Here is a 21,618-nt window from a genome sequence, read left to right on the forward strand (position 1 = left end):
GGCCGTTCGTGGACGTCTACTCGGTGAAGGCATCCTCGAGCTCAGATGGGACGCGGCCGACGAGCCGCAGTCCGTCCAAGGTGACTTGTGGACCGCGAAGTGCGTTCACGGCGACGCACGCCAAGCGGCCGGCGTCGTAGTAAGCCGTCACTGCCGGCGCGATTCCTGCACCGAGGAGGGAGGACTCCGAACTCTCAACAGGGCTGCCATAGCCGTCGCGAGTGGTGAGAGGGCTCCATACGTCTGCGATCGTTGCGGCCGCTTCGTCGTGCGGCATGCCGAACTTCAGCGGCCCGACGCCCTTGCCAGGGAGCATCTCCCACTGAACGCGGTCAGCCTCGTCGACAACCGTCCAGACGCCCACCTTCCACACCGCCTCACCCTGATCACTGAGCCGCCTACAAGGCAGCACAGATTATCTGCCTCCCTCCGCGCCCAGAAGGCTTCGGTTGTTCGCTGACGCCAGCCGGATCGCAGGGCTTTGAAGGACGCTTCACCCGGGATGGGTGAGCGTTCCTAGGAAGTGGATCAGTCCCACCAGAAGTCCCACTGATGGGCACCGGTGATCCGCTCGGCGTATGCGGCCAGTGTGTGTGGCCTGTTGCCCTGCCAGATGTTGTCCGGGCAGAAGGCAAAGTGCTCGGCTGCGATTGGGAGAGCCTCGTGCTTGTCGACAGGTGGCGCGGCGATGCTGAGGTGCAGCGTGGAGAACCCGACCGCGACGACACGGGCACCGAAGCGGTGTTCCCAGTCACGGAGAATTGCAGAGAACTTCGCGGTGTCGTAGTCGTAGTTGCAGGGTCCGGCCCAGCCCGCGGCCGTCAGCGCCTCGGCACCGGATGCTGCGACGACGAGCCCCAGACGCGTCTGGGGGCGGTCGGCGAGGAACGCCTGCGCGAACTCGGCGGCCAGTTGATCGGGATTCGTCGTCATCTCCCGACTGGGCGCGAGACCGGGCCAGGTCTGTCCGAAGGGAGCCGTGACGGCGAGGCGCCTGTCTTCGTCGAGCATGTCGTCTTCGTCGACCGCTGTGTAGGTATCCCACCACCGGGCGAGGAGGGCGGCGGACTCGTGGCTCGCCGGGGAGGACATCTGCTCGGGAAAGACCTCTCCGGATCCCCACGGGCGGAATTCGCCGTCGTTCGGATCCAGCGAGTCGAGCAGCAGCGGCCACAGGTCGGAACGTGTGTGTTCGGCGTGCATCCGCGTCCACAGCTCGATCGTGGCCGGCCCATCACTGAGCCACAGAGGCTGTACGTCTCCGTCACCTTCATCGGACGTGACCATCCGACCGGGCGGAAGGCGACTTTCGTCGGAATCGGCGAGCAATCCGCTCAGGTGTCCCACGTCCATGGTGGGCACCCTAACCGGGTGCACTGACAAGGGTCGCCTGCTCAGCAGCGGCGGGCGTCGAGCGCTTCGTCGTTGTTCCACAGGACGGGCATGGCGCCGACGGGCTCGAACCGGATCTGCGGGTCGTTGCTCTGGACCAGGCCGATCAGACTGCGGCGAAGTACGGCTGCCCGCCTGGCCTGGTCGGCGATGATGTCCAGGACGATCTGCGCCGCCCTGGGGCAGGTCGTAGCGAACCGGTCGTAGTCAGTGAAGACGAGGACCAGCCCGGCGCCCTCGGGAGCATCGTCGTAGCCGCCGTAGCAGGCCACGTCGCCGAGGCAGTCGTTGAGCGCATCCAGGTTGTCCCCGTAGTAGTCGGGGAAGTCCAGGGCGGCGGCCAAGGCACGGTGCATGTCTCGCTCCGTGTTCCATTGGCCGGCTTCCAGGCGGATCACGCGGAAGCCGCGGTCTTCGAGACGTTCGGTCGCCTGTGTGAGGAGACGCTTGCGCCAGAAGAGGGTGACGAAGGTGTTAATCATGTACTCGATGCCGGGAAGCCGAGTCGTCGCGGTGGCCTGTGCCGAAGCGTGTGACGCGTCGCTTCGGTAAGCGTCGAGGAGACGGAAGAACTCGTCGACGGGAGTTGAGCCCTCAGGGGTGTTGCGCTCGATGTCTGCTGCCCAACCGAGCGGGCTGGTGCCGCCAAGGCGTGTTCCGAGCCACTGGCTGAAGGCTCCGCCGTGCCAGAAGTCGCAGGGCTCATTGATGGAGTGCACGCCGAGGGCTACCTGGTAGCCGATCAGCATGCCCTGCAGATCGCGAAGTGAGCCGCCGGACAGCCATGGACCAGGCCGGAGACGGATCTGATCCAGGAAGTCGTACACGTCCGTGCAGTCCTGCCAGTGCTTGGCAGTGAGGCCCGGGCTGTCTTCGGTCGGCATGTTCGGACTCTACGGCGTGGACGAGTGTTGTTGTCCGTGGCAACGGCGGAATACCCAGTGCCTCCCTTTGATTGGCCTTTGCAGAGATCGCAGGAGGGGGCGCTGGTGGCCGAGCTGATGTTGTTCCGGCGGGACGCGGACGGTCGGGATGTCGAGCTGTCCGGTTCGACGGTGGCGCTGGAGGTGGAGCTGCAGCGGCGGGTCGAGGCCGGGCTGGAGCAGATGCTCGGTATCCGGTTCGTGGCGTCGGAGTATGCGACTGGTCCGTGGCATCGGGGGCGGATCGACACGCTGGGGCTGGATGAGAACGGCAGCCCGGTGGTGATCGAGTTCAAGAGGGGCTCCGACAGCGGGGTGCTGTCGCAGGCTGTCTCGTACCTTTCGTGGTTGCGTTCGGCGCAGCACGAGTTCGAGGCGCTGGTCCGGAAGGTGCTGGGTGCGGAGGCGGCCGAGTCGATCGACTGGCGGCGTCCGCGGATGGTCTGCATCGCGGCCGGCTTCTCCCACCATGACCGTGTGGCCGTGCAGTGGCTGCCCGAGCGGATCGACCTGGTGCGCTACCGGGTCTTCGAGGGCAGCCTGCTGAGCCTGCTGCTCGTCGATTCCTCGCCCGGCTCACCGAGCTCCGCTTCGTCTCGGCGGAGCCGGGAGCAGGACGCGGTGGTCGGCAGCGCGCCGGCGGCACCGGCGACGCCTTCACCTGCGGCTGCCGGCCTCGTGCCGGAGTCCTTGCGGGACCTGTACGCGGAGCTGGACGAGGCGCTCACGGCTTGGGGCGAGGTCGAGGTGGCGCCGCTGCGGCACTACATCGCCTACCGACGGCTCGTGAACGTGGCATCGGTGATCTTCCGTCCGAAGCACCCGGCGATCCTGGTCTATCTCAGACTCGACCCGGACACGGTCGCGCTGGAGGAGGGCTTCACCCGGGACATGCGCGGTATCGGGCATCTCGGGACGGGGGACCTGGAGGTGCGCCTCGTCTCGGCGGCGGACCTGGAGAAGGCCGCGCCGTTGATCCGGCGGGCTTTCGAGGCGGCGTGACGCAATGAGAAGGGCGGCTGGTACATCGGTCATTCGATGCTCCAGCCGCCCTTCGGCGTCTGCGGCCCGCCGGCCCCGGACTCTCTCCGCTCTCATGATCACGCCTCCGGCCCGGCCAGGTCGAAGTCGTCCTTGGTCAGCTCGGCGCGGAGCCGCTCATTGGCGATGTCCGCGTAGTGCTCGGAGAGCTCGACGCCGATGAACTTGCGGCCCTCGCGCAGGGCGGCGACGCCGGTCGTTCCTGAGCCGGTGAAGGGGTCGAGGACCGTTCCGCCCGGCGGGCAGATCCTCACCAGCTCCTGCATCACCTCCACGGGCTTCTGCGTGATGTGCACGCGATCCTTCCGGGGCTGGCTCGCGGTGTAGAGGCCGGGCAGGTAGACGGGGTTCCGGTCAGGGTCGACCGGGCCCTTGGTGCCCCAGACGATGTACTCGCAGGACTGCTTGAGCCGGCCCTTCTGCGGTCGGGAGACCGGCTTGTGCCACGAGGCGATGCCGCGCCAGGTCCAGCCGGCGGCCTGGAGCGCGTCGGTGGTGGTGGGCAGTTGCCTCCAGTCGGTGAAGACGAGCGCGGCGCCCGACTCAGCGGTGGCCCGGTAGGACTCGGTGAGCAGGAGGGTGAGCCAGAAGTCGTACGAACGCTGGTCGCGGTTCTCGCCGGGGAAGTTGGCGAGGTCGTGCTCGGCGTCGCCCGAGGTGTACTTCGCGCGGGCACTGCGGCCGGTTCGTTCGCCGCTGGTTCGGCCACCGCTGTTGTAGGGCGGATCCGTGATCACGGCATCGACGCTGTTGTCGGGGATGCCGGCGAGGACGATCAGCGCGTCGCCTCGGTGCAGGGTGTACGACATTGTGCGGTTCTCTCTTTCCGCGGGGACGGTCGTGCGGGATTCCGCGTTCCCGGAATACCGCGCACGTCGGCGTGATTCGCTCCCGGATGCCACAGAAGCAGCCGCCTGAGGAGAGCGATGGGCTGGAGAGTAACCACCATTCCCGGCCGCACCTAATGACGCTCTGCCACCACATCACGGGCGCCGACTGCCAGACGAGGCATCGTTTGGTGCGGCCGGAATTCGTCTCTACAGTCTCGCCGTGTTCGACGGACGGGGCTCAGCTCCCGCCCTGTTGACCTGTGCTGATGTGTGTCGCCTCGTCCAAGCGGCGGCCCGGAGGCACTCACGAAACGGCCTGGCATTTCGGCGAGGGGATTCTCCGTGTGGCGTGTGAGATTAAGAGCGCGGCTGGCTGCCGCGCTCCAGTAACGGGGTTCCCAGGAGTCGGGAGTTAGCCGCTCCCGACCCTTGGAATCTCTATTCCCTGATCTCAGGGTTGTGAATTTCCGACCGGTGCGGTGCCGGTGACCTTTTCGACGAGAACGCTGGTGCCGCGCTGCCTACGAGTAAGGAGCTGCTGATGCAGCATGCCCAGGCACGCCCTTCCCCGACGTCCGACTCCTGCGACCTCCGCTCGGCGGGCGGCCCGCGACCGTGAAGGCGGGCGCGGCAATAGTCGGGTCCGTGGCTCTTGGGCCACTGCTGCTGATCGCCCCGCTCGCGATGGCTCTGGCCGGCGCGAGCAGTGCCCAGGCCGCCTGTGCGAGCGGCGATGCGCAAGCTGTGGATTCCGCAGCGGTCGCCAAGCAGGTGGATTCGATCCTCAAAGGCGGCGGCAAGGCCGCGGTGTTGGTCCCGGGGCTGGACGATCCCGCAGAGCAGATCCCGAACGCCAAGACGATCCAGGCCACCGGCGTCGCTATGAAGGTGCCGGCGCGAGGACAGGTCGTGGCCCTCGCCACGGCCCTGCAGGAGTCGGGGCTGCGGAATCTGGACTACGGCGACCGGGATTCGCTCGGCCTGTTCCAGCAGCGCCCAAGCCAGGGCTGGGGAACGGCCCAGCAGGTCCGCGATCCGGTGCACGCCTCGACGAGGTTCTACGAGGCTCTACTCAAGGTCCCAGGCTGGCAGTCCATGACCGTCACGCAGGCGGCACAGGCGGTCCAAAAGAGCGGCTTTCCTGACGCCTACGCCAAGTGGGAGCCGCTGGGCACGGCTCTACAGAAGGCCATCGCCACGTCGCTGTCGGAGGAGTCGAGTTCCGACGGAGGCGACGAGGGCGAGCAGACGGATGCGGCTCCCGGCGGGTGCGGCACCGGTGAGGACGGGGCCAAATTCGGTCCGATCCCCGCAGGTTCTGTCCCCAAGGACTACAAGATCCCGGCTGATGCGCCCAAGTCGGTCCGCACCGCCATCCGCTGGGGTCTCGGTCAGCTCGGCACTCCGTATCAGTGGGGCGGCGCGTGCACCGATCCGCGCGGCCAGGACCCGATGGGCCGCTGCGACTGCTCGTCCCTGATGCAGATGTCGTACAAGGCCGGGGGCGTCTCGATCTCCCGGACCACGTACACGCAAGTCAAGGAGGGCAAGGCGGTCAGCGTCGACATCCTCAAGCCGGGCGATCTCCTCTTCACCCGCGGCACGGCCCAAGTCCCGGAACACGTCGGGATGTTCATCGGCGACGGCCTGATCCTGCACGCACCGCGCACTGGTGACGTGGTCAAGCTCTCGACCTTCGCCGAGTGGCGGCCGGACGTCCTCGCCGCCCGCCGGATCGTCTGACCGACCTTCCCCATCTCCTCCCGCTCCTCCCCTTCCGGGCACCTTCGCATGCCCATATTCGTACTGGAGTTCCAATGAAGCTCATTCAGCACGCCCAGTTCCTGGCGTACAACCCTGGCGTCACACCGAGCGAGGGCGGCCTGCCCGGCCTCGACGTCCTCAAGAAGGTCATGGGCAGCATCAACCTCTTCGGCATCATCGCCACGGTCGGCGCCCTCGCCATCTCCGCCATCGTCTGGGCCTGGGGCCACCACAGCGGAGGCCACCAGGCCGAGGCCAACGGCAAGAAGGGCACGGTCGTCGCCGCCGGCTGCGCCCTCCTGCTCGGCGCGGCCAACGGTGTCGTCGCGTTCTTCTCAGCGATGGGGACGCAGGTTCACTGATGCCGAAGAATCGTTTCCCTTCCGCCAGGGGGCGGAGGCACGGAGCCCCGTCCTCGGTTCTGCGCCGCGCCTCGATCGGCGGCATCGTCCTCGCTGTCCTGCTGGCCGTCGCCGGTCTGGTCGCGTACGTCACCCGTGCGGAGAGCCCGGCCGCGCCGAAGGCCACCCCCGCGCCGGCGTCCTCTTCGACGTCGCCCTCCCCTGCCGCCACCACGCACGCCGGGGTGGCGGTGGTCGCGCCGCCCAGGACGACGGATCCGATCGAGTTCGCCAAGGCCGCCACCAAGGTCCTGTGGACGTACGACACCCGGTCGTTCTCGCAGGCCGAGCACCTGGCCGGTCTCAAGCAGTGGATGACCAGCGAGAAGAAGTACGCGGACTGGAAGTCGGTCTCGGACCAGGTGCCCAGCCTGGTGTTGTGGTCGCGGATGCGCGACAACGGGCAGCACGCCGGCGCCACGGTCGGCGAGGGTCACTTCCCGCAGGCGTTCAAGACCGCCCTGGCCCAGGACCCCGGCGCGATCACCGAGGCGTACGTCTACGCCGTCACGGTCACCGGCAAGCAGTCCATCGCCTGGAAGGGCTCCGGTGCCGGAGCCGAGTCCCGCTCGACGACCCTCGCCGTCCAGTGCCGACCGGACCGCGACTGCGCCCTCGTCGGCGTCCTGCCGAACGTCGCGCCGTGATCGCCCTCAACCTGTGTAAGGAGGTGCCCTCATGGGGGCTTGCGACCTTCCTCTGATGAGTACGGTCTGCGACACCGTAGGCGGTGTCGTCGGCGCGACCGGCGAAGCCGTCACGGACGGCATCGGTGCCTGGATCGCCAAGTCGATGGGCGAGATGGCCCAGGCCGCGGCGGACCTGGCCTCGAAGGCCGTCGACAAGACCACCGCCATCGATCTCAACGCCGAGTGGTTCAGGAGCAACTACGAGCTGATCCTGCCCATCGGCCTCATCCTCACCGTCGGCACGTTCTGCCTCCAGCTCACGCGCGCCGCCTGGCGCCGGGACGAACGCGCCCTCGCTCAGGCGGTGTACGGAACAGTGGCCGGCGTCCTGTTCGCGTTCGCCGCGATCGCCTGCACCACCGTCGCGATCACTGTGGTCGACGCGCTCAGCGCCGGCCTGTTCAAGGCGGCCAACAGCTCCGTGGACGACGCGGTACGCCGCATCATCAAGGTCAACGAGTTGGGGGCGATGTACGGCCTGGGCTGGGGCGTCCCCGCGATCGTCGCGCTCGGCTGCGCGGTGGGCGCCTTCCTCTACTGGGCGGTGATGGTCGCCCGCAAGGTCGGCATCCTGGTCCTGGTCACCCTGGCCGTGTTCGCCGGGGCCGGCGGCGGCTGGGAGGTCGCGCGGCGCTGGCGGCGCGGCTGGATCGAGGCGACCAGCACCCTGATCGTCTCCAAGCTCCTGATGACCATCGTGTTCCTGCTGGGCGTCTCCGCCATGGGCAAGACGGATGCGAGCGACGGGCTGAGCGCCCTGTCGGACGCGATCGCGGGCATCGTCGTGATGGTCCTGGTGCTGCTCTGCCCCTACGCCACGTACAAGTTCGTGCACTGGGCTGCCGACGGCGGCGGCCACGACGATCTGCACCGCACCGGTGTCGCCGGCATGGCGGTCGCGGCTGGCGCGGCGAAGACCGCGGGGCAGCTCGCGGTCCAGGCCGGCACGGGAATGCGGGCTCCGCAAGGGCCGGAGAAGGTGCCGGGCCAGGGCTCCGGTGGCGTCGCCTCCGGGATCGACCCGACGGGCGGATCCGGTGGTGAGGCCAAGCCGAAGCAGACCCACTTCCGCTTCGGTGAGGATCCGAACGCGCCCGGCGACAAGGGCCGGGCGCTGATCCGCCGTCCTCCCACGGACGGCGACCGCGGAGTCCCGCTCATCCAGCGCCCGGGTGAGAGCCAGGCAGCCGACTCGGCACCGGCGCTCTCCGGGCCTACGCCACAGGGCGCCTCGGTCTCGGCGCCGCAGGTCACGCACCTGGACCCGCCGGCACCGCGGCGCAGCGGTCCTCCTCCGCAGGGTGGCGCCACCCCGCAGCGGTGGATCTATCCCGGGCCAGCGGACCGCTCGGGCTCGTAGCCCGGAGCTGACGGGGTGGGCCGAGGCCCGCCCGGCCCACCCCATCTTCCTCTTCTTCTTTCTCCTCATGTTCCAAGGACGGCTTCGCCATGCTCTCTGACGCTTCTCACCCCGACGGTCCGCCCACCGTCAAGTTCCCTCACCGCTCGCGGCGGGGCGTGCTGCTCGGCCTGTCGGCCCCTCAGCTGATCGTCGTCGCGGTCTGCGGGCTGCTCCTTCTCGGGGTGCTGCTCACCTCCGGTGTGACCGGAGCGCTCCAGCTCGTACCGCTGTGGGCCGTCGTTCTCGCGGCGGTCTTCATCCGCCACCGCGGACGGGCGCTCGCCGACTGGGCGCCGATCGCGATCCGATACGCACTGCGGCGCTTCCGGGGGCAGCTGGTCTGGCTCGCCCGGCCCTCAACCCGGCCGCGGCGAGAGGGTCTGCTCCACCTGCCCGGCACGGCCGCGTCCCTGCGGGTGGTCTCCTCGCCGGACGGCCGCCTCGGCGCGGTGCACGATCCGCACCAGGCCACCCTCACGGCCGTGGTGAAGGTCTCCTCCCGCGCCTTCGCCCTGCTGGACCCGGCCGCCCAGGCCGGCAACGTCTCCGGCTGGGGCCGCACGCTGGCCGCGCTCTCGCGCAGCGGGCACATCGCCCGCGTCCAGGTGCTTGAGCGCACGGTCCCCGACTCCGGAGACGCACTCAACCGCTACTGGCAGGAGCACGGCAACGCCCAGACCCCGCTCGCCGGTCCGATCTACGGCGACCTGCTGGCCGCCGCAGGCCCCGCCGCCGCCCCGCACGAGGCGTACGTCGCCCTCGCCCTCGACCTCAAGGCCGCCCGCCGCCTGATCAACCAGGCCGGCGGCGGACTCACCGGGGCCGTCGCCGTACTGGCCCAGCTCGCCTCCACCTTCGACCAGTCCGCCCGCACGTCTGGGCTCACGCCGAGTGGTTGGCTGCCCGGGCGCGAGATCGCCGCCGTGATCCGTACCGCGTACGACCCCAAGGCGTCGGCTGGCCTCGACCGGTGGTCCGACTCGGGCCGTCCGCAGGCCGACCCCGCTGCCGCCGGGCCGGTCGTCCTGGTCGAGAAGGCCGACCGTATCCAGACCGACACGGCGCACCACGCCACGTTCTGGATCGAGAACTGGCCGCGCATCGAGACCAGCCCCGGTTTCCTGCACCAGCTCCTGTTCACCACCGGCGTGCGCCGCACCCTTTCGCTGACCTACGAGCCCAAGGGACTGGACGCCGCGCTGAAGGACGTACAGCGCAAGAAGGCCACCGTGATCGCGGACGCCGCCGAGCGGGCCCGCAAGGGCCAGGTCGACTCCGAGGAGGACTCGGTCGAGTACGCCGACATCAAACAGCGCGAGCGCCAGCTCATCGCCGGACACGCCGACGTCGCCCTCACCGGCCTGCTCACCGTGAGCGCGGACACCCACGAGGAGCTCAACGCCGCCTGCGCCGCCGTCGAGACCGCGGCCGTCGCCGCCCTCGTCGACCTGCGCCTGCTGACCTGGCAGCAGGCCGAAGCCTTCACCAACGCCGCTCTGCCGCTCGCCCGCCCGTAGCGCGGCCCAGCACCACCGACCGCGCTCTACCGAAGGGCACCCCATGCCGACCGAGCCTCTGCCAGAACTGGCCTCGGACTTCGTCCCGTTCGCCACCGCCTCGCTCGACTTCCACCGGGCCATCAACATGCCCGTCGCCCCTGTCGCCGCCAGCCGCACCGAACTGGACTCCCTGCACGCCCACCTGGTCGCCCTGTACGGGCTGCTGGACGCGCACACCGCCCGGACCACCCCGGTGGCCACCGCCGAAGGCGATCACCTGCGGGCCTGCCGCATCCGGCTGTGGCAGGCGGCCGAACACCTCCACGCCGCCTATCACGCGGCCCCGCAGCGAGTCACCGGCCGCCTCCCCACGCGAAAGGCGTGCCGGGCCCGCCTTCCCGAGGGCGCCCCCGACCTCACCGTGTGCCAGCGCCACCTGGCCACCGCCGCCCTCGTCCGCCGCGACCACACCCCGGCCGACCTGCGCGACCCCTTCACCGGCCTGATCCGCCACTGACCACCGGAGCACCACCGCCATGCCCACCCGAACCACCCGCGCCAGCGCCAGTCCGCTGTTCGTCCCCCGCAAGACCGACCGCCGCACGGCCCGCACCGCCCGCGACCAGTTCGCCGCCGCCCGCGACAAGGCCCGCCACGCCGCCCGGCCCGAGACCCGCCGCACCACGACCGGCATCGATCCCGAGCTGCGCGCCACCTACCCGGCCGCCGGACGCCCCGGTACCGCCTCCGCCCGCGGCGGCCGGCTCAAGCTCCCCGCCCACCGGATGACCACCGCCACCGCGTCCGGCGCCTACCCCTTCCTCGCCGAGGGCGGCCTGGGCGCCCAGGGCATCTACGTCGGTCGCGACGTGCACGCGGAGGCCGCCTTCACCTACGACCCGTTCGCGCTGTACGGACGGCTCGACGGCTTCACGAACCCGAACATCCTCCTCGCCGGGATCATCGGCATGGGCAAGTCCGCGCTGGCCAAGTCGCTCGCCCTACGCGCCGTCGCCTTCGGCTACCGCATCTACGCGCCCTGCGACCCGAAGGGCGAATGGACCGTGGTCGCCCAGGCGCTGGGCGGGCAGACCATCGCCCTCGGCCCCGGCCTTCCCGGCCGGTTGAATCCGCTGGACGCCCCCGCCCGGCCGTTCGGCGTCAGCGAGGACGACTGGGCGGGCGAGGTCCGCAAGCGACGTCTGCTGCTCCTCGGCTCGCTCGCGAAGACGGTCCTGCGGCGCGACCTGCAGCCGATGGAGCACACCGCCCTGGACGTGGCACTCGACCAGGCCGTCGTACGCGCCGAAGCGGCCGGAACCACCCCGCTGCTCGGTGACGTGGCGTACATACTCGGCGCGCCCGAGCGGCTCGACGCCGCGCTCGGTGACCTGTCCGGACGTCTCGGGCGGGCGGCCGAGGACCTGGCGCACGCGCTGCGGCGCCTGGTGCACGGCGACCTGGCCGGCATGTTCGACGCGCCGAGCACCGTCGCGTTCGATCCGGCCGCGCCGATGCTGTCGATCGACCTCTCCCGGCTCGGCGGTGCCGGCGACGACACCGCGCTCGTGCTGGCGATGACCTGTGCCTCCGCATGGATGGAATCCGCGCTCGCCGACCCCACCGGCGGACGGCGCTGGGTGATCTACGACGAGGCATGGCGCGTGATGCGGCACGTCGCCCTGCTGGAGCGCATGCAGAGCCAGTGGAAGCTCAGCCGAGGGCTCGGCATCGCCAACATGATGGTCATCCACCGCCTCAGCGACCTGCTCACCGCGGGCGACGCCGGCTCCCGGGGCCGCGCGCTCGCCGAGGGCCTGCTCACCGACTGCTCCACCCGGATCATCTACCGCCAGGAAGCCGACCAACTCGGTTCCGCCGCCGCCCTGCTGGGCCTCACCGGCGTCGAGACCCAGGCCGTCGCCGCCCTCACCAAGGGACGCGGCCTGTGGAAGGTCGCAGGCCGGTCGTTCATTACTCAACATCTGCTCCACCCGCACGAGCGCGAGCTGTTCGACACGGATGCCCGGATGCATACCTGAGCCGTCCGCTCCCGTTCATGCCCCGGGGGAGCCGGCCCGCGCCGCCCCGGCTCCCCCACGCCCGTCGTCACATCACGCCCTCCGCACAGGAAGTCGCCCCGCCATGCACCTGAAGCGCACGATCCGTCGCGGCCTGCGCCGCCTCGTCCAGCTCTACGCCGACGCCGCCCACGCCCACACCGCACACGGCCATGCCTCCGTAACCCCCAGCCCGTGCGATCCCGTGTACGCGACACGGCGAGGGGCCGACCGGCGCCCTGACGCGCACGACGAGGGCGAGACCCGCCATGGCTGAGCTGGCATGGATCACGCTGGGCAAGCACCCGCAGCTCGGCCTCACCGCCGCCACCCTCCACGACGACTTCGGCTCCATCCCGACTTCGCCTATGTCCTCGGCGAGAGCCGTCCGGACGAGGTCCGGGCGACGCTTCAGCAGCTCTACAGCACTGTGGCCAGCCACTACGTCGCCATCGACGACGCCTCGCTCGACGGCCCCATGCCCATCAGCCCGGCGCCGCCCCGTGGTTCAGAGCCCGCGCACCCGCCGACCCCGTCACCGCGCCAGCCGGACTTGCGGGCCGATCTCGCGGAGTTCGCCGAGGAACTGTCGGGCCGGCTCCCCGGCTCCTGGACTGCCGCCGTCCACGAACACGCGGCGGAGGAAGGCCAGCTCCCGCTCAGCGAACGGGTATGGGATTACGGCCACGTGAGCTGGGCCCTCTCCGAATTCACCCCACATCGAAGCGCCGTACTCACCAGTGAGTCTGGCATCGAGCTCCTGGTCACCGACCGCCCCCTGCGCAAGCACGAGTTCCTGGTCGCCGCGTTCGAGCCACGAGGCAGCGGGTTCGACACGGCCACCAGGACACCCAACGGCATCGTCGTGAGCACCGACCCGGTGCGAGCGGCCTCCCGAGTGACAACCCGCCTGCTGCCCCGGTACCAGGAGGCCGTCCGCGAGGTCCGGCTCAGCGAAGTCGCCAAGTCCGTGGCTGCCGGCCAGCGCGTTCTGGCCGAATGGGACGCGGTCTCGGACAGCCTGTGCGATGCCGATCACTGGCCGCTCGACGAGCGGTACGGCCTGCGCCAACAGGTACGGGACGCGGAGATGTGGGCGCAGTTCGTGCCCTTCCTCGAGCACGGTCCCACCCTGGTCGCGCACGCCGAGGAAACGCTTCCTCTCCTTGATCCCGCGGAGCGTGTGGCCGGGCGCTGGGCTTACCGGCTCCGTGCCTTGCGCGAGGCACTGGACGGCGGCGCCCGGGTGCAGGCCGAGTTCCAGGTAGTCGCCGAGGCACTCCTGCCCGACCATCCTCGCTCGAAGGCGGTGTTCGCGGACGCCGTGGCCATGCGCAACGCCGAGGGCTGGCACTACTCCCTGACCTGGATGGACAACGCCGGCGTCCTCGTCGACATCGCGCGCGCCGACAAGGCACCGCCCGCGCCACCGACCCGACCGCACCGTGCGCAGCAGGTCCGGTCGACATGCGCCGAGGCTGCCCGTTCCTGGTCACCACACGCCGCTCGCCAGATCAGCGCGGCGATCGAGAAGAGCGCCGGTCCGCCGGCCATCCGCTTCTTCAACTCCAGCAGGCCGCCGCGCTCACGCTGACTAACTCCGCACTTCGCGGGTCACTTTTTTGCACAACCCCCGAGCTTGATCACGGTCCTCAGGTGATCGTGCTTCGGCGGGTTCTGCAACTCGGACCGCTGCGCTGATCGGTGACTGACCCGCTGGGATCAGTTGATCTTCCCGAATGGGTGACCTGCAGAGAACGGATCTAGCGCCGGGGCACCCGTCCACCAGTGGCACTACCCGCAGTACGCCCTCACTCAGCAGTCGTAGCTCTTGAGCGTCTTCGAGGCACCGGTGGCCGACTTCAGGTAGTCGTTCTCCGACTTCAGGCTCTCGTTCTCCGCCGTCTTCTCCGCCAACTGCACGACCAGTCCGGCAGCCATGGACAGGAGCCCCTCGTGCTTCGTCTGGAGCTGCTCGTGCTCTTCCTGAAGCCCCTTGTACTTCCAGGCGAGGACCCCGATGGTGGTGGCCGCCAGAACGCTGGCGCCGGCCTTAACCACGACCCCGGCTTTGCCGAACTTACCTCCGGCTCGCCCGGCACCGTCCTTGCCGATGCAAACGTGGCCCGTCTGGTGCGAGTGCTGTTGAGCCTCGCCGAGATGGTCGCTCTGGTACGAGCACGATCCGCATTGGTAATGGGTCATCAGTCGTTCCTCTCCCCCAGGGAGATGAGCTTGCCACAGGTCACGTGCCTCCGGTGACCACTTGGTCTTCCTCTTTACGTCCACCAGCGCTGAGGGAAGGACGCGCACCTACACGGGCGTGCGCGCCCGCTAGTTGTGGGCTATGCCGTCAACGCTCCCAGGAGGGCCGAGAGACGGTAGAGGATCATCCGGCCGGTGGGCCGGACCTGCTGGTTGCCGGGATAGAGCCCGGGCAACTTCTGGTCGCTCCCGAGGGCCCGGCGGACCGGGCGCTCGATCAGCAGCGACAGACAGAGCGCCCAGACGCTTTTCCGCAACGGCGCTGACCATGCATTCCATGCGCGGACGCACCGTCCGTGGCTGCGGGGGACGGGAAAGACTTCCACAGGCCCCCGAACCAGCCGATTCAGTCACCTGCGAAGTACGGAACTAGCGCGAATCCACGGCCACACCAAATCCGCCTTCCGGCCACATCCTCGTCCTCCGCACGGCCCCGACCTCTGCGAGGTGCATCTTCGTGGCGGAAACACGTCCGCACATCACCGTCGGCCATCACGACCAGTACGGCGTCGTGGCGGCGACGTCGCACGACAACCACGTCGCCGAGCACATCCTGCGGCTCGTCGGCTTCGAGCGGCTGCCCGGCAGCACTCTGTACGGGCTGACCGATCCGCAGCGTGACCCAGTACGGCGCGGGGCACAGGCGGTCCAGTCCCTGCGGGCCGCGCAGTACAGGGTCAACGCCGATGTCGCATACGACCTCCAGCCCCATACCCGGCTCGGCACGGGCCGGGGCCTCCTGGAGCGGCTGGAGAAACCTTCCGCCTCAGCGGTGGCGCCTGCGGCCCACCAGCGCAGGTCCCAGGCCGCCACCGCCATGTCCCCGGCCCGTGCGGGCGCGCCCCCGACGCCGCCCGCCGCCGCAGTCGAGTACCGCCCCGCCCCCTCCACCCCGCAGCCGGTCCGCACCCGCTGGACCGCCCCCACCAAGGAGCCCGCGCGATGACTCTGCAACTCGAACCGGACGTCGCGTTCGGAATGCACCCGGACTACGGGGTGGCCGCCGCCGTCGCGGACGCTCGACCGTTCCTCGACGAGGTCCTGCGCAAGCACCACTTCCGTTACAGCGAGTACCTCGACGTCTACCTGCTGGCGGACAACACGCCCCACAACACGGCGGTGCGGACCGTGGCCAGGGCGACCCGCGAATTCCAGGACGCCGGTCTGTCCGTCGCAGCCGATCCCAGGATCATGATCCCGCCGCCGGTCCCGACTCCGGACGGAGTGCCGGCGCGGGCGCCACGGCCCGGCCAGTCCCTGACCGCGCTGACCGGCGAACTGCACGAGCTGCGTCGCGCGGCGGACGTCTCCGAGGTCCTGGGAGAGATCCTCGACGAACACCACGGCGTCGTGCTCGACCTGGAGGAGTTCATCGACACGGCCGCCGCCTGGTGCGAGCGGCTCGACACTCCGCATGGTCACGAGCTGGGCCTTCATCTGCGCAACATCGCCCATCACGTCGCCTTCCTCGGCGACCAGCTCGTCGGCGCCCAGCTCGAACTGGCTGTCATGCCCGACGTGACCCCCGAGAACGCCCCACCCCTGGCCGAGGTGCCGCTGCCCGAGCGGCAGGAGTGGCTCCGGGTCACGCACACCGCGCGAGCGCGCGCCGCCATGGCGTCGTCCCCCAACCGCCCGGCCAACGCACCGAAGCCGCAGGACGAGCCGGCGCCGCGCCTCCAGGCCACGCCGACCGCCCCGATTCGTACGCGCTGATCCGCCCTTTCCGACGTTCAAGGAGTCCGGCTCATGGCCGTTATCGGTAAGCCCGGCTATCGCAGCCTGCGGAATGCCCTGCGGGGATGGGCGTCTCAGGACGGCCTTGCAGTGGGATCCAAGACGACCGACCCCGCGCTGCGGTCAGCGCCTTGGGACAGTGCCGATGGTCAGGTCGCGGACGTACCAGTCGAGTCGGTTGCCTTCCGCTTCCCGAGCTCGCTTGACGTAGGTGAAGCCCGCCCGTCGTGCGACGGCCGCCGACCCGGGGTTCTCCGGGTCCACTTGGATCACCCCTTCGACCGCTCCTTCGGCTGCCGCGTACCGGCAGACCAGACGGACCGCACGTGTCGCCAGCCCTTGCCCTCGCCAACTGGGGTAGAGCCCGTAGGCGATGTTGACCTGCCCGGGGGCCAGGTCCTGCGCCTGGAAGCGGAGGTCGATTGTGCCGGCGAGGCTGGGCGGGGTGCCTGTGCGGACTCCGAAGGCCCGCAACGGTCCACTGGCTGCCCACTGTTCGAGGCAGTGGCGGATGTATGCCTCGGTGTCGGCCCTGGTTCCCGGCCCTCCGTTGAGCCAGCGCACCAGGAGTTCGTCCTCGCCTGCCAGGTGGTCATCGACGTCGTCCAGGTTCAGGGGGGACAGCGTGATGTCGCCGTCTGTCCACGTCAGATCATGCATGGGCCGACTCTCAACTCCTGGGCTCTTCAAGCGCAATGGAAATTCTGGGCTGAAGGGCCGGAAGTACGGTTCGTGACGGGCGACCCGCTACTCGAACAGGTCCCGGCGGGTCAGGCTCCAGGTGATTCTGTCGCCGAGTTGGCTCAGCAGGCCGTTGGATGCCCAGGTGGCCTGGGGCTCGTGTCCTTGCTCGGCAAGGCGGCGCACGAGGTCGGCGTTGTCGCGCTGTCGGGTGATGACGGCGTCGACGATCCCCTCGGTCGAGTTGATCCCGTAGACGGTGCAGAAGAGTTGCAGCCGTCGGCGGCGGTCCGGCGGTACGGGGTAGTGCAGCCAGCGCAGGCACTCGGCGTCGTCGCGGAACGGGGCAACGTATTCCAGCGCGTAGGCCACGTCGTGCAGCCGCGGCGCGGGGCGGGCAAAGTCCCAGTCGATGATTCCCACCGGCCGGTCGCCCTGCCAGACGACGTTCCAGGGGCCGAAGTCTCCATGGCAGACGACGTCTTCGTCGCCCAGGCCGACCCTGCCCCCGGACCACGTCGCCCCGGACGGGGGCGAGAAGTCCGCGCACGCGTCGTGGTAGTCACGCAGCAGCCGGGCGAAAGCGCGCAGGCCGTCGTCGGACACGACTTTCTCCCAGGCCAGCGGCCCGGCATCGCCGTCGATGTAGGTGAGGACCTCGCGGCCCTCGTCGTCGAATCCCAGCGGGCGGGGCGCGTAGCGGAAGCCGACCTCCTCCAGGTGCTGCAGAAGCGCGTGGATGGTGGGCGTCCATGGTTGGGCGGGCCTGCGGACGGTGTCACCGATCCGCACGACCCGCCGATGAGCCCTGTCCTGCATTACTTCCTCGCGCGCCATCCCGGTGAAGTTACCGGTCCGGCCGAGCGCCGGCATCTCGATATCGCGGGTGTTGGGGGCGTGGCTGGCTCGGCCTCAGCGTCGGCTGATCTCGGCGGCGTAGTCGGCGCCGAAGCCCTGGCTTTCGCGGGTCCAGTTGTCTCCGGTGGACTGGTGGAAGCCGAGCAGCCGGCTGATGACGAAGGCGGGCAGCTCCGAGGCGATGTCCATCAGCGACGCGTGACGCGCGAGCTGTGGCGGGACGCCGATCGCCTTCAGGCGCCGCCCCAGGGTGTGCGGGTCGATCGGCTGTCCGGGGTAGATGCTGTGAAACAGCCACTTGGGTTCCTCGAGCGGGACGGTGGCCGCGCGAACGTTCCGTCGCTCGACGAGCTGGCGGATCAGGTCGTCCAGGGGCGCGGGGATCTCGACGGGGACGCGCCCGAGCTTCAGAGTGAGCGTGTCGCCACGGTCGACGATGTGCTCGGTGGTGAGGCGGCTGATGCGGCCCACGGGCTGGGCGAACAGCAGCAGGAGCAGGCCGGCGGCCCGGTCGGCGACCTGGAGTTGCTCGTCGTGGACGAGGTGGCGGACCAGGGCCCAGCGTTGGTCTTTGCCGATGGTGCGCGCGGCGAAGTAGGTGCTGATGACCGGTGCGGTCAGTGGTCGACTGTGGCCGCGTCTGCTGGTCCAGAGCAGGAATCCGCGGACCGTGGCGCGAGTGGTGGGGCCCTCGCTGAGCCAGGCGTCCACCTGGTCCTGGGTGCAGGTGGCCAGGGTGGTGCCGCCGTCGTGGAGCCATTCCAGCAGGCGGGCCACGTTACGGATCTCGACCCGGACGGTCTCGACCCGGCCGTGGGTGACCAGTTGTCCGGCGGGCAGGCTGCGGAGTCTTCGCAGGAGCTGCCAGTTCGTGTAGTTGCGCAGAATCCTGCGCTCCTCGGCGGACGAGACGCGGTCGATCGTCTTGGCCAACCAGCGTTCCAGCCGGGCCAGTTGCTCGTCCCGGGCGGGCAGGGCTCCCGCAGCGACCAGCGCGGCCCGCAGGTACTCGACGGTCGGCGCGGCGGCGAAGCGGTCGAGGATCTCGTGAGTGACCGGCCCCTGCTCCGTCGCCAGGGCCTGGAGGACGGCACGGCGTGCGGGAACCTTGTGGATCCAGTGCAACACGGTGCGGGGCGGCGGCTTCAGCAGCGCCTGGACGACCGGTTCCAGTTCCGGGCGCACGAGGCCGCCCGGCGGGCTGAGCACTTCGCGCAGGTCAGCGGCGCGTGCGCAGGCGGCGCACCGTCCGTGCCGGTAGAGCCGTTCGACGGACCCGCACTGGGTGCAGGGGCGGTGAGCGGAGGGATGCTTGGCCCAGCAGGTCTGGCACAGAGGCTCACCCTCCGGGGTTCGGCCGCTGATGCGGAAGATCCCGCCGCAGCCGGCGCACGGTTTGGGCTTGTTGCCGCAGTTTCCGCACAGCGGCTCGCCGGCGGCGGTGCGGTTGTTGACGCGCCGGTGCTTGCCGCAGCTGACGCACACGGCCTCCTCGCGCTCCTTGGCGCTGCAGGGCAGGCACTTGGGGGCGTCGGTGGCGGCGAAGTAGCAGGGCCCGCGTTCACCGCAGGTCGCGCAGATGGCGGTGGGGGGCTCGCGGCAGGCGGCGCAGACTCCGCCGTCGTCGGTGCGCGACTTCCTGAACCGCATCTCGCCGCAGACACTGCACGGCCTGTGGTTGAAGGGTCGTGCTGGCGACAGGTGCCGCACACGGGCTGGCCGTCGAACCGGCGCCCGCCGATCGGTCGCGCGCGTCGGCAGGTTGCACAGGTCGCGATCTTGCTTTCCCGTCGGCACTGCTCACAGCAACGCAGGCCGTCACGGCGCTGTTTGAGGTCGGTGGTGCGCTGGCAGAACGGACACGAGGGGACGACGACGCCGCAGGCGCCGCGATCGATCAGCGCTTGGGCCAGGGCGGAGATCTTGGGCGGCCCCTCGGCGCCCCGTCCAGTCAGCAGGCCAGGGGTGTCTTCCAGCGCCCACAGCAGCCGGAGCTGTCCGGGGCGGGTGGGTTCGACCGAGCAGACGGCCTGCTGCGCGGTCGCGGCCGAGACGCCGAAGGGGCTCGCGGCGATCAGCTTGGCCAGTTCCTCGGCCGGGTCTGTGGCACCCCAGGGCGGATGGGCCCGGCAGCGGGGCCGACCGGCGCGATCGCGTCCGGCAAGGGTGGTGCTGCCGCAGATCACGCAGGGGTTGGCGCGCGCATTGCGGCGGTTACTGCAGGCGCTGCAGATACGTGCGCCGTCGCCGAGGCCGGTCAGCGGACGCTCGCGCCCGCAGTCGCCGCAGCGGGGCAGCACCAGCTTTTCGGCGCCGGCCTCGCGCAGCGCCCGCACGAGCCGTTCGATCGCGCGTGGCCCCTCGGGACGACCGGACGTCAGCAGGCCCGGCCTGGCCTGGAGGATCTCGGCGAGCGTCCGCAGCTGGGGTCGCTGGCGGAAGACCGCCTGGAGCACGGCGGCAACGTCGATTCGCTCGCACGCGGGGTCGGCCGACCGGACGATCTCGCTGATCACGGCCTCGGGCTCCGTAGCGGAGCGCGGCAGCTCAGGGTCGGGCACGACCGGCGCCTACTCGGGCACGATCCGGGCCCGCTTGGGCCGCAGATCGCCGAGCCCGGTGTCCTTCCCGGGCGCCGGTCCGCCGCCGGCCGCAGCGCTGTGACGGCGCCGCGAACCGGCCGCCGCGACGGGCTCGATGAGCTCGTCCATGGTGCAGCCCAGGATGTCGAGCAACGCCATGAGTGTCTTCAGGCTCAGCCGCTCGGGCCGTTCCACCACCAGGCGGTAGGTCTGGCTGGGCGACAGGTCGATGCCGCGCTCGGCCAGCAGAGGGCGCAGGTCGGTGGTGGAGAACATGCCGCGGGTGGCCATCACCTCCCGCAGATGCCAGCGGTAGTCCAGCTTCGACGTCACATCGTCTCCCTACTGTCCGCCCTGAAGGGCGCGGTCCAAGACCTTGCGCATCATCGTGTTCATGAAGTCCCCGCTCACCCCGGTATAGAGCGCGGTCGTGGAGGCGTAGCGGTGACCGACCTGCCGCTGGACAAAGGCCGGGTCCGCGCCGTCCTCGATCTGGTGGGTCACGTGACTGTGCCGAAGGCAGTGCGGGACCAGCGCCTTGTCCAGGCCCAACGCGTCACGATAGGCAGCGAACCGGTCCTCGATCTCGCGGGCCTGAAGGCGCCCGCCTCGCTCGGTCAGCCACAGCGCCGACTGCTCCGGGGCCGCCGCGTAGCGGGGCCGGGCGTTGATCACGTAGTCCTCGACCGCTTCCACCGCCCAGGGCATGACGCTGAGCGTCGTGCGTCGGCGCGGCGGCGACCCCTTGGTCCGCTTGCCGTAACGCACGTGCAGGGAACCGAAGTTGCCCAGCTCCGTGGCTTTCGGGTTGCGGTAGAAGTCGGTGACGTCCAGCCGGGAGGTCTCGGTGCAGCGCGTACCCCAGCCGTACATCAGCTTGAACACGGTGGCGTCCCGGTAGGCGGCGAGCGCACCCTTGCGCCCCAGCCGGATCGCCCGGTCGACCTGGGCGTCCGCATGGTCGAGGAAGATTTGGATCTCCTCCCGCGTCATCGGCCGCCGCTGGGCGCCGCCCTCGTAGTCGACCAGGTGCGCGACGGTGTTCCACTCGTGGCAGATCTGCACCGGATGCACCCCGAAGCGGGTCTCACACTCGGCCGGCCACTGGTAGTGCGGCGAGGTGACGTAGTCACAGAACATCCGGATCGCGCCCTGGTACCCGCGGATCGTCGACTCCGCCCGCTTCAACTCGGCGATCAGGTACGTCATCCACTCATCAAGATCGGACGCCGACCACTGCCACGGATAGGCGTTGGTGTACTCGGCGAAGCGCCGCACCGCGCTCTGCCGGTCGCTGATCGTGTCTGGCTGCAGCCGGCGCCCACCACGCTGCTGCCGCCCCCAGCCCTCAAGCATCGCCTCGAAGACCGCGTCCTCGGGATGCAGCAGAGACACGCCCTGGAGCAGCACGAGCTGCGCTGAAGCCTCCCGCAATTCCGCTCCGGGCATCCATCCACCCCCTCCATTAGCCGCGCGAATCATGCATCAGATGCA

The 21,618-nt window shown here is 69.9% G+C and carries 23 protein-coding genes; 12 read left to right on the forward strand and 11 right to left on the reverse strand.

Annotation, left to right across the window (positions count from 1 at the left end; translation table 11 throughout):
• Positions 1–16 precede the first annotated feature (16 nt).
• From ACZ561_RS18600 to ACZ561_RS18610, 3 genes are all read right to left on the reverse strand, one after another.
• Positions 17–364 carry a hypothetical protein gene (locus tag ACZ561_RS18600; RefSeq protein ID WP_470996067.1) on the reverse strand — a complete coding sequence of 116 codons (348 nt, stop codon included), beginning with the start codon at positions 362–364 and terminating at the stop codon, positions 17–19.
• A 164-nt stretch (positions 365–528) separates the two neighbouring features.
• Complete coding sequence (locus ACZ561_RS18605) at positions 529–1,353, reverse strand: DUF4253 domain-containing protein (protein ID WP_470996068.1); 825 nt, start codon at positions 1,351–1,353, stop codon at positions 529–531.
• 41 nt (positions 1,354–1,394) lie between these two features.
• Positions 1,395–2,276 (reverse strand): barstar family protein, encoded by an 882-nt coding sequence (locus ACZ561_RS18610; RefSeq protein ID WP_470996071.1) that lies wholly within the window; start codon positions 2,274–2,276, stop codon positions 1,395–1,397.
• 105 nt (positions 2,277–2,381) lie between these two features.
• Here ACZ561_RS18610 and ACZ561_RS18615 point away from each other — a divergent pair, with 105 nt between their 5' ends.
• Positions 2,382–3,317, forward strand: coding sequence for a DUF5655 domain-containing protein (locus tag ACZ561_RS18615; RefSeq protein WP_470997150.1), 936 nt, complete (start codon positions 2,382–2,384; stop codon positions 3,315–3,317).
• A gap of 98 nt (positions 3,318–3,415) precedes the next feature.
• On the opposite strand, the gene ACZ561_RS18620 is transcribed toward ACZ561_RS18615, so the two are convergent.
• Positions 3,416–4,165: a DNA-methyltransferase gene (locus ACZ561_RS18620; protein ID WP_470996074.1), complete on the reverse strand. Its 750-nt coding sequence runs from the start codon at positions 4,163–4,165 to the stop codon at positions 3,416–3,418.
• A gap of 636 nt (positions 4,166–4,801) precedes the next feature.
• Between ACZ561_RS18620 and ACZ561_RS18625 the strand changes: the two genes are divergently transcribed.
• The 9 genes from ACZ561_RS18625 (at position 4,802) to ACZ561_RS18665 (ending at position 13,595) form a co-directional block, all read left to right on the forward strand.
• Entirely contained in the window at positions 4,802–5,929 is a 1,128-nt protein-coding gene (locus ACZ561_RS18625) for a C40 family peptidase (RefSeq protein ID WP_470996076.1), read from the forward strand.
• A gap of 74 nt (positions 5,930–6,003) precedes the next feature.
• Positions 6,004–6,312 (forward strand): DUF6112 family protein, encoded by a 309-nt coding sequence (locus ACZ561_RS18630; RefSeq protein ID WP_470996078.1) that lies wholly within the window; start codon positions 6,004–6,006, stop codon positions 6,310–6,312.
• Positions 6,312–6,998 (forward strand): hypothetical protein, encoded by a 687-nt coding sequence (locus ACZ561_RS18635; protein ID WP_470996081.1) that lies wholly within the window; start codon positions 6,312–6,314, stop codon positions 6,996–6,998. Before ACZ561_RS18630 ends, ACZ561_RS18635 begins: the two co-directional genes overlap by 1 nt.
• Before the next feature lie 31 nt (positions 6,999–7,029).
• Positions 7,030–8,400, forward strand: coding sequence for an SCO6881 family protein (locus ACZ561_RS18640; RefSeq protein WP_470996084.1), 1,371 nt, complete (start codon positions 7,030–7,032; stop codon positions 8,398–8,400).
• Between the two features lie 89 nt (positions 8,401–8,489).
• Positions 8,490–9,959 (forward strand): SCO6880 family protein, encoded by a 1,470-nt coding sequence (locus tag ACZ561_RS18645; RefSeq protein ID WP_470996086.1) that lies wholly within the window; start codon positions 8,490–8,492, stop codon positions 9,957–9,959.
• 43 nt (positions 9,960–10,002) lie between these two features.
• The gene (locus tag ACZ561_RS18650) at positions 10,003–10,458 is read left to right on the forward strand and encodes a DUF6238 family protein (protein ID WP_470996089.1); all 456 of its coding nucleotides are present in this window, start codon (positions 10,003–10,005) and stop codon (positions 10,456–10,458) included.
• 19 nt (positions 10,459–10,477) lie between these two features.
• Positions 10,478–11,983 (forward strand): ATP-binding protein, encoded by a 1,506-nt coding sequence (locus tag ACZ561_RS18655; protein ID WP_470996092.1) that lies wholly within the window; start codon positions 10,478–10,480, stop codon positions 11,981–11,983.
• A 103-nt stretch (positions 11,984–12,086) separates the two neighbouring features.
• A complete protein-coding gene (locus tag ACZ561_RS18660) occupies positions 12,087–12,278 on the forward strand; it encodes a hypothetical protein (protein WP_470996095.1) in 192 nt (63 codons plus the stop codon).
• Between the two features lie 6 nt (positions 12,279–12,284).
• Complete coding sequence (locus tag ACZ561_RS18665; protein WP_470996098.1) at positions 12,285–13,595, forward strand: hypothetical protein; 1,311 nt, start codon at positions 12,285–12,287, stop codon at positions 13,593–13,595.
• Positions 13,596–13,816: 221 nt separating this feature from the next.
• On the opposite strand, the gene ACZ561_RS18670 is transcribed toward ACZ561_RS18665, so the two are convergent.
• The gene (locus tag ACZ561_RS18670) at positions 13,817–14,206 is read right to left on the reverse strand and encodes a hypothetical protein (RefSeq protein WP_470996101.1); all 390 of its coding nucleotides are present in this window, start codon (positions 14,204–14,206) and stop codon (positions 13,817–13,819) included.
• A gap of 140 nt (positions 14,207–14,346) precedes the next feature.
• Complete coding sequence (locus ACZ561_RS18675) at positions 14,347–14,523, reverse strand: hypothetical protein (protein ID WP_470996104.1); 177 nt, start codon at positions 14,521–14,523, stop codon at positions 14,347–14,349.
• 200 nt (positions 14,524–14,723) lie between these two features.
• On the opposite strand from ACZ561_RS18675, the gene ACZ561_RS18680 reads away from it, so the two are divergent.
• Positions 14,724–15,212: a hypothetical protein gene (locus ACZ561_RS18680; protein WP_470996107.1), complete on the forward strand. Its 489-nt coding sequence runs from the start codon at positions 14,724–14,726 to the stop codon at positions 15,210–15,212.
• Positions 15,209–15,982 carry a hypothetical protein gene (locus ACZ561_RS18685; protein ID WP_470996110.1) on the forward strand — a complete coding sequence of 258 codons (774 nt, stop codon included), beginning with the start codon at positions 15,209–15,211 and terminating at the stop codon, positions 15,980–15,982. Before ACZ561_RS18680 ends, ACZ561_RS18685 begins: the two co-directional genes overlap by 4 nt.
• Positions 15,983–16,126: 144 nt before the next feature.
• Here ACZ561_RS18685 and ACZ561_RS18690 read toward each other — a convergent pair whose 3' ends face one another.
• From ACZ561_RS18690 to ACZ561_RS18710, 5 genes are all read right to left on the reverse strand, one after another.
• Positions 16,127–16,663, reverse strand: a complete 537-nt coding sequence (locus ACZ561_RS18690) for a GNAT family N-acetyltransferase (RefSeq protein ID WP_470996112.1) — start codon at positions 16,661–16,663, stop codon at positions 16,127–16,129.
• An 87-nt stretch (positions 16,664–16,750) separates the two neighbouring features.
• On the reverse strand, positions 16,751–17,521 hold the full coding sequence (locus tag ACZ561_RS18695) for an aminoglycoside phosphotransferase family protein (protein WP_470996115.1): 771 nt from the start codon (positions 17,519–17,521) through the stop codon (positions 16,751–16,753).
• Positions 17,522–17,596: 75 nt separating this feature from the next.
• The gene (locus ACZ561_RS18700; protein WP_470996118.1) at positions 17,597–19,192 is read right to left on the reverse strand and encodes a hypothetical protein; all 1,596 of its coding nucleotides are present in this window, start codon (positions 19,190–19,192) and stop codon (positions 17,597–17,599) included.
• A 920-nt stretch (positions 19,193–20,112) separates the two neighbouring features.
• Positions 20,113–20,457 (reverse strand): helix-turn-helix domain-containing protein, encoded by a 345-nt coding sequence (locus tag ACZ561_RS18705; RefSeq protein ID WP_470996121.1) that lies wholly within the window; start codon positions 20,455–20,457, stop codon positions 20,113–20,115.
• A 9-nt stretch (positions 20,458–20,466) separates the two neighbouring features.
• Entirely contained in the window at positions 20,467–21,573 is a 1,107-nt protein-coding gene (locus ACZ561_RS18710) for a tyrosine-type recombinase/integrase (protein WP_470996124.1), read from the reverse strand.
• Between the last annotated feature and the right edge of the window lie 45 nt (positions 21,574–21,618).

Source organism: Streptomyces sp. NPDC039609 (genome assembly GCF_055596705.1).

Excerpts from the sequence above, each read along its gene's own strand:
- ACZ561_RS18645 (WP_470996086.1), top strand. The coding sequence starts at position 8,490 with ATGCTCTCTGACGCTTCTCACCCCGACGGTCCGCCCACCGTCAAGTTC.
- ACZ561_RS18630 (WP_470996078.1), top strand. The coding sequence starts at position 6,004 with ATGAAGCTCATTCAGCACGCCCAGTTCCTGGCGTACAACCCTGGCGTC.
- ACZ561_RS18695 (WP_470996115.1), bottom strand. The coding sequence starts at position 17,521 with ATGGCGCGCGAGGAAGTAATGCAGGACAGGGCTCATCGGCGGGTCGTG.
- ACZ561_RS18690 (WP_470996112.1), bottom strand. The coding sequence starts at position 16,663 with ATGCATGATCTGACGTGGACAGACGGCGACATCACGCTGTCCCCCCTG.
- ACZ561_RS18640 (WP_470996084.1), top strand. The coding sequence starts at position 7,030 with ATGGGGGCTTGCGACCTTCCTCTGATGAGTACGGTCTGCGACACCGTA.
- ACZ561_RS18660 (WP_470996095.1), top strand. The coding sequence starts at position 12,087 with ATGCACCTGAAGCGCACGATCCGTCGCGGCCTGCGCCGCCTCGTCCAG.
- ACZ561_RS18670 (WP_470996101.1), bottom strand. The coding sequence starts at position 14,206 with ATGACCCATTACCAATGCGGATCGTGCTCGTACCAGAGCGACCATCTC.
- ACZ561_RS18700 (WP_470996118.1), bottom strand. The coding sequence starts at position 19,192 with ATGCGGTTCAGGAAGTCGCGCACCGACGACGGCGGAGTCTGCGCCGCC.
- ACZ561_RS18655 (WP_470996092.1), top strand. The coding sequence starts at position 10,478 with ATGCCCACCCGAACCACCCGCGCCAGCGCCAGTCCGCTGTTCGTCCCC.
- ACZ561_RS18650 (WP_470996089.1), top strand. The coding sequence starts at position 10,003 with ATGCCGACCGAGCCTCTGCCAGAACTGGCCTCGGACTTCGTCCCGTTC.
- ACZ561_RS18620 (WP_470996074.1), bottom strand. The coding sequence starts at position 4,165 with ATGTCGTACACCCTGCACCGAGGCGACGCGCTGATCGTCCTCGCCGGC.
- ACZ561_RS18665 (WP_470996098.1), top strand. The coding sequence starts at position 12,285 with ATGGATCACGCTGGGCAAGCACCCGCAGCTCGGCCTCACCGCCGCCAC.
- ACZ561_RS18710 (WP_470996124.1), bottom strand. The coding sequence starts at position 21,573 with ATGCCCGGAGCGGAATTGCGGGAGGCTTCAGCGCAGCTCGTGCTGCTC.
- ACZ561_RS18605 (WP_470996068.1), bottom strand. The coding sequence starts at position 1,353 with ATGGACGTGGGACACCTGAGCGGATTGCTCGCCGATTCCGACGAAAGT.
- ACZ561_RS18635 (WP_470996081.1), top strand. The coding sequence starts at position 6,312 with ATGCCGAAGAATCGTTTCCCTTCCGCCAGGGGGCGGAGGCACGGAGCC.
- ACZ561_RS18685 (WP_470996110.1), top strand. The coding sequence starts at position 15,209 with ATGACTCTGCAACTCGAACCGGACGTCGCGTTCGGAATGCACCCGGAC.
- ACZ561_RS18610 (WP_470996071.1), bottom strand. The coding sequence starts at position 2,276 with ATGCCGACCGAAGACAGCCCGGGCCTCACTGCCAAGCACTGGCAGGAC.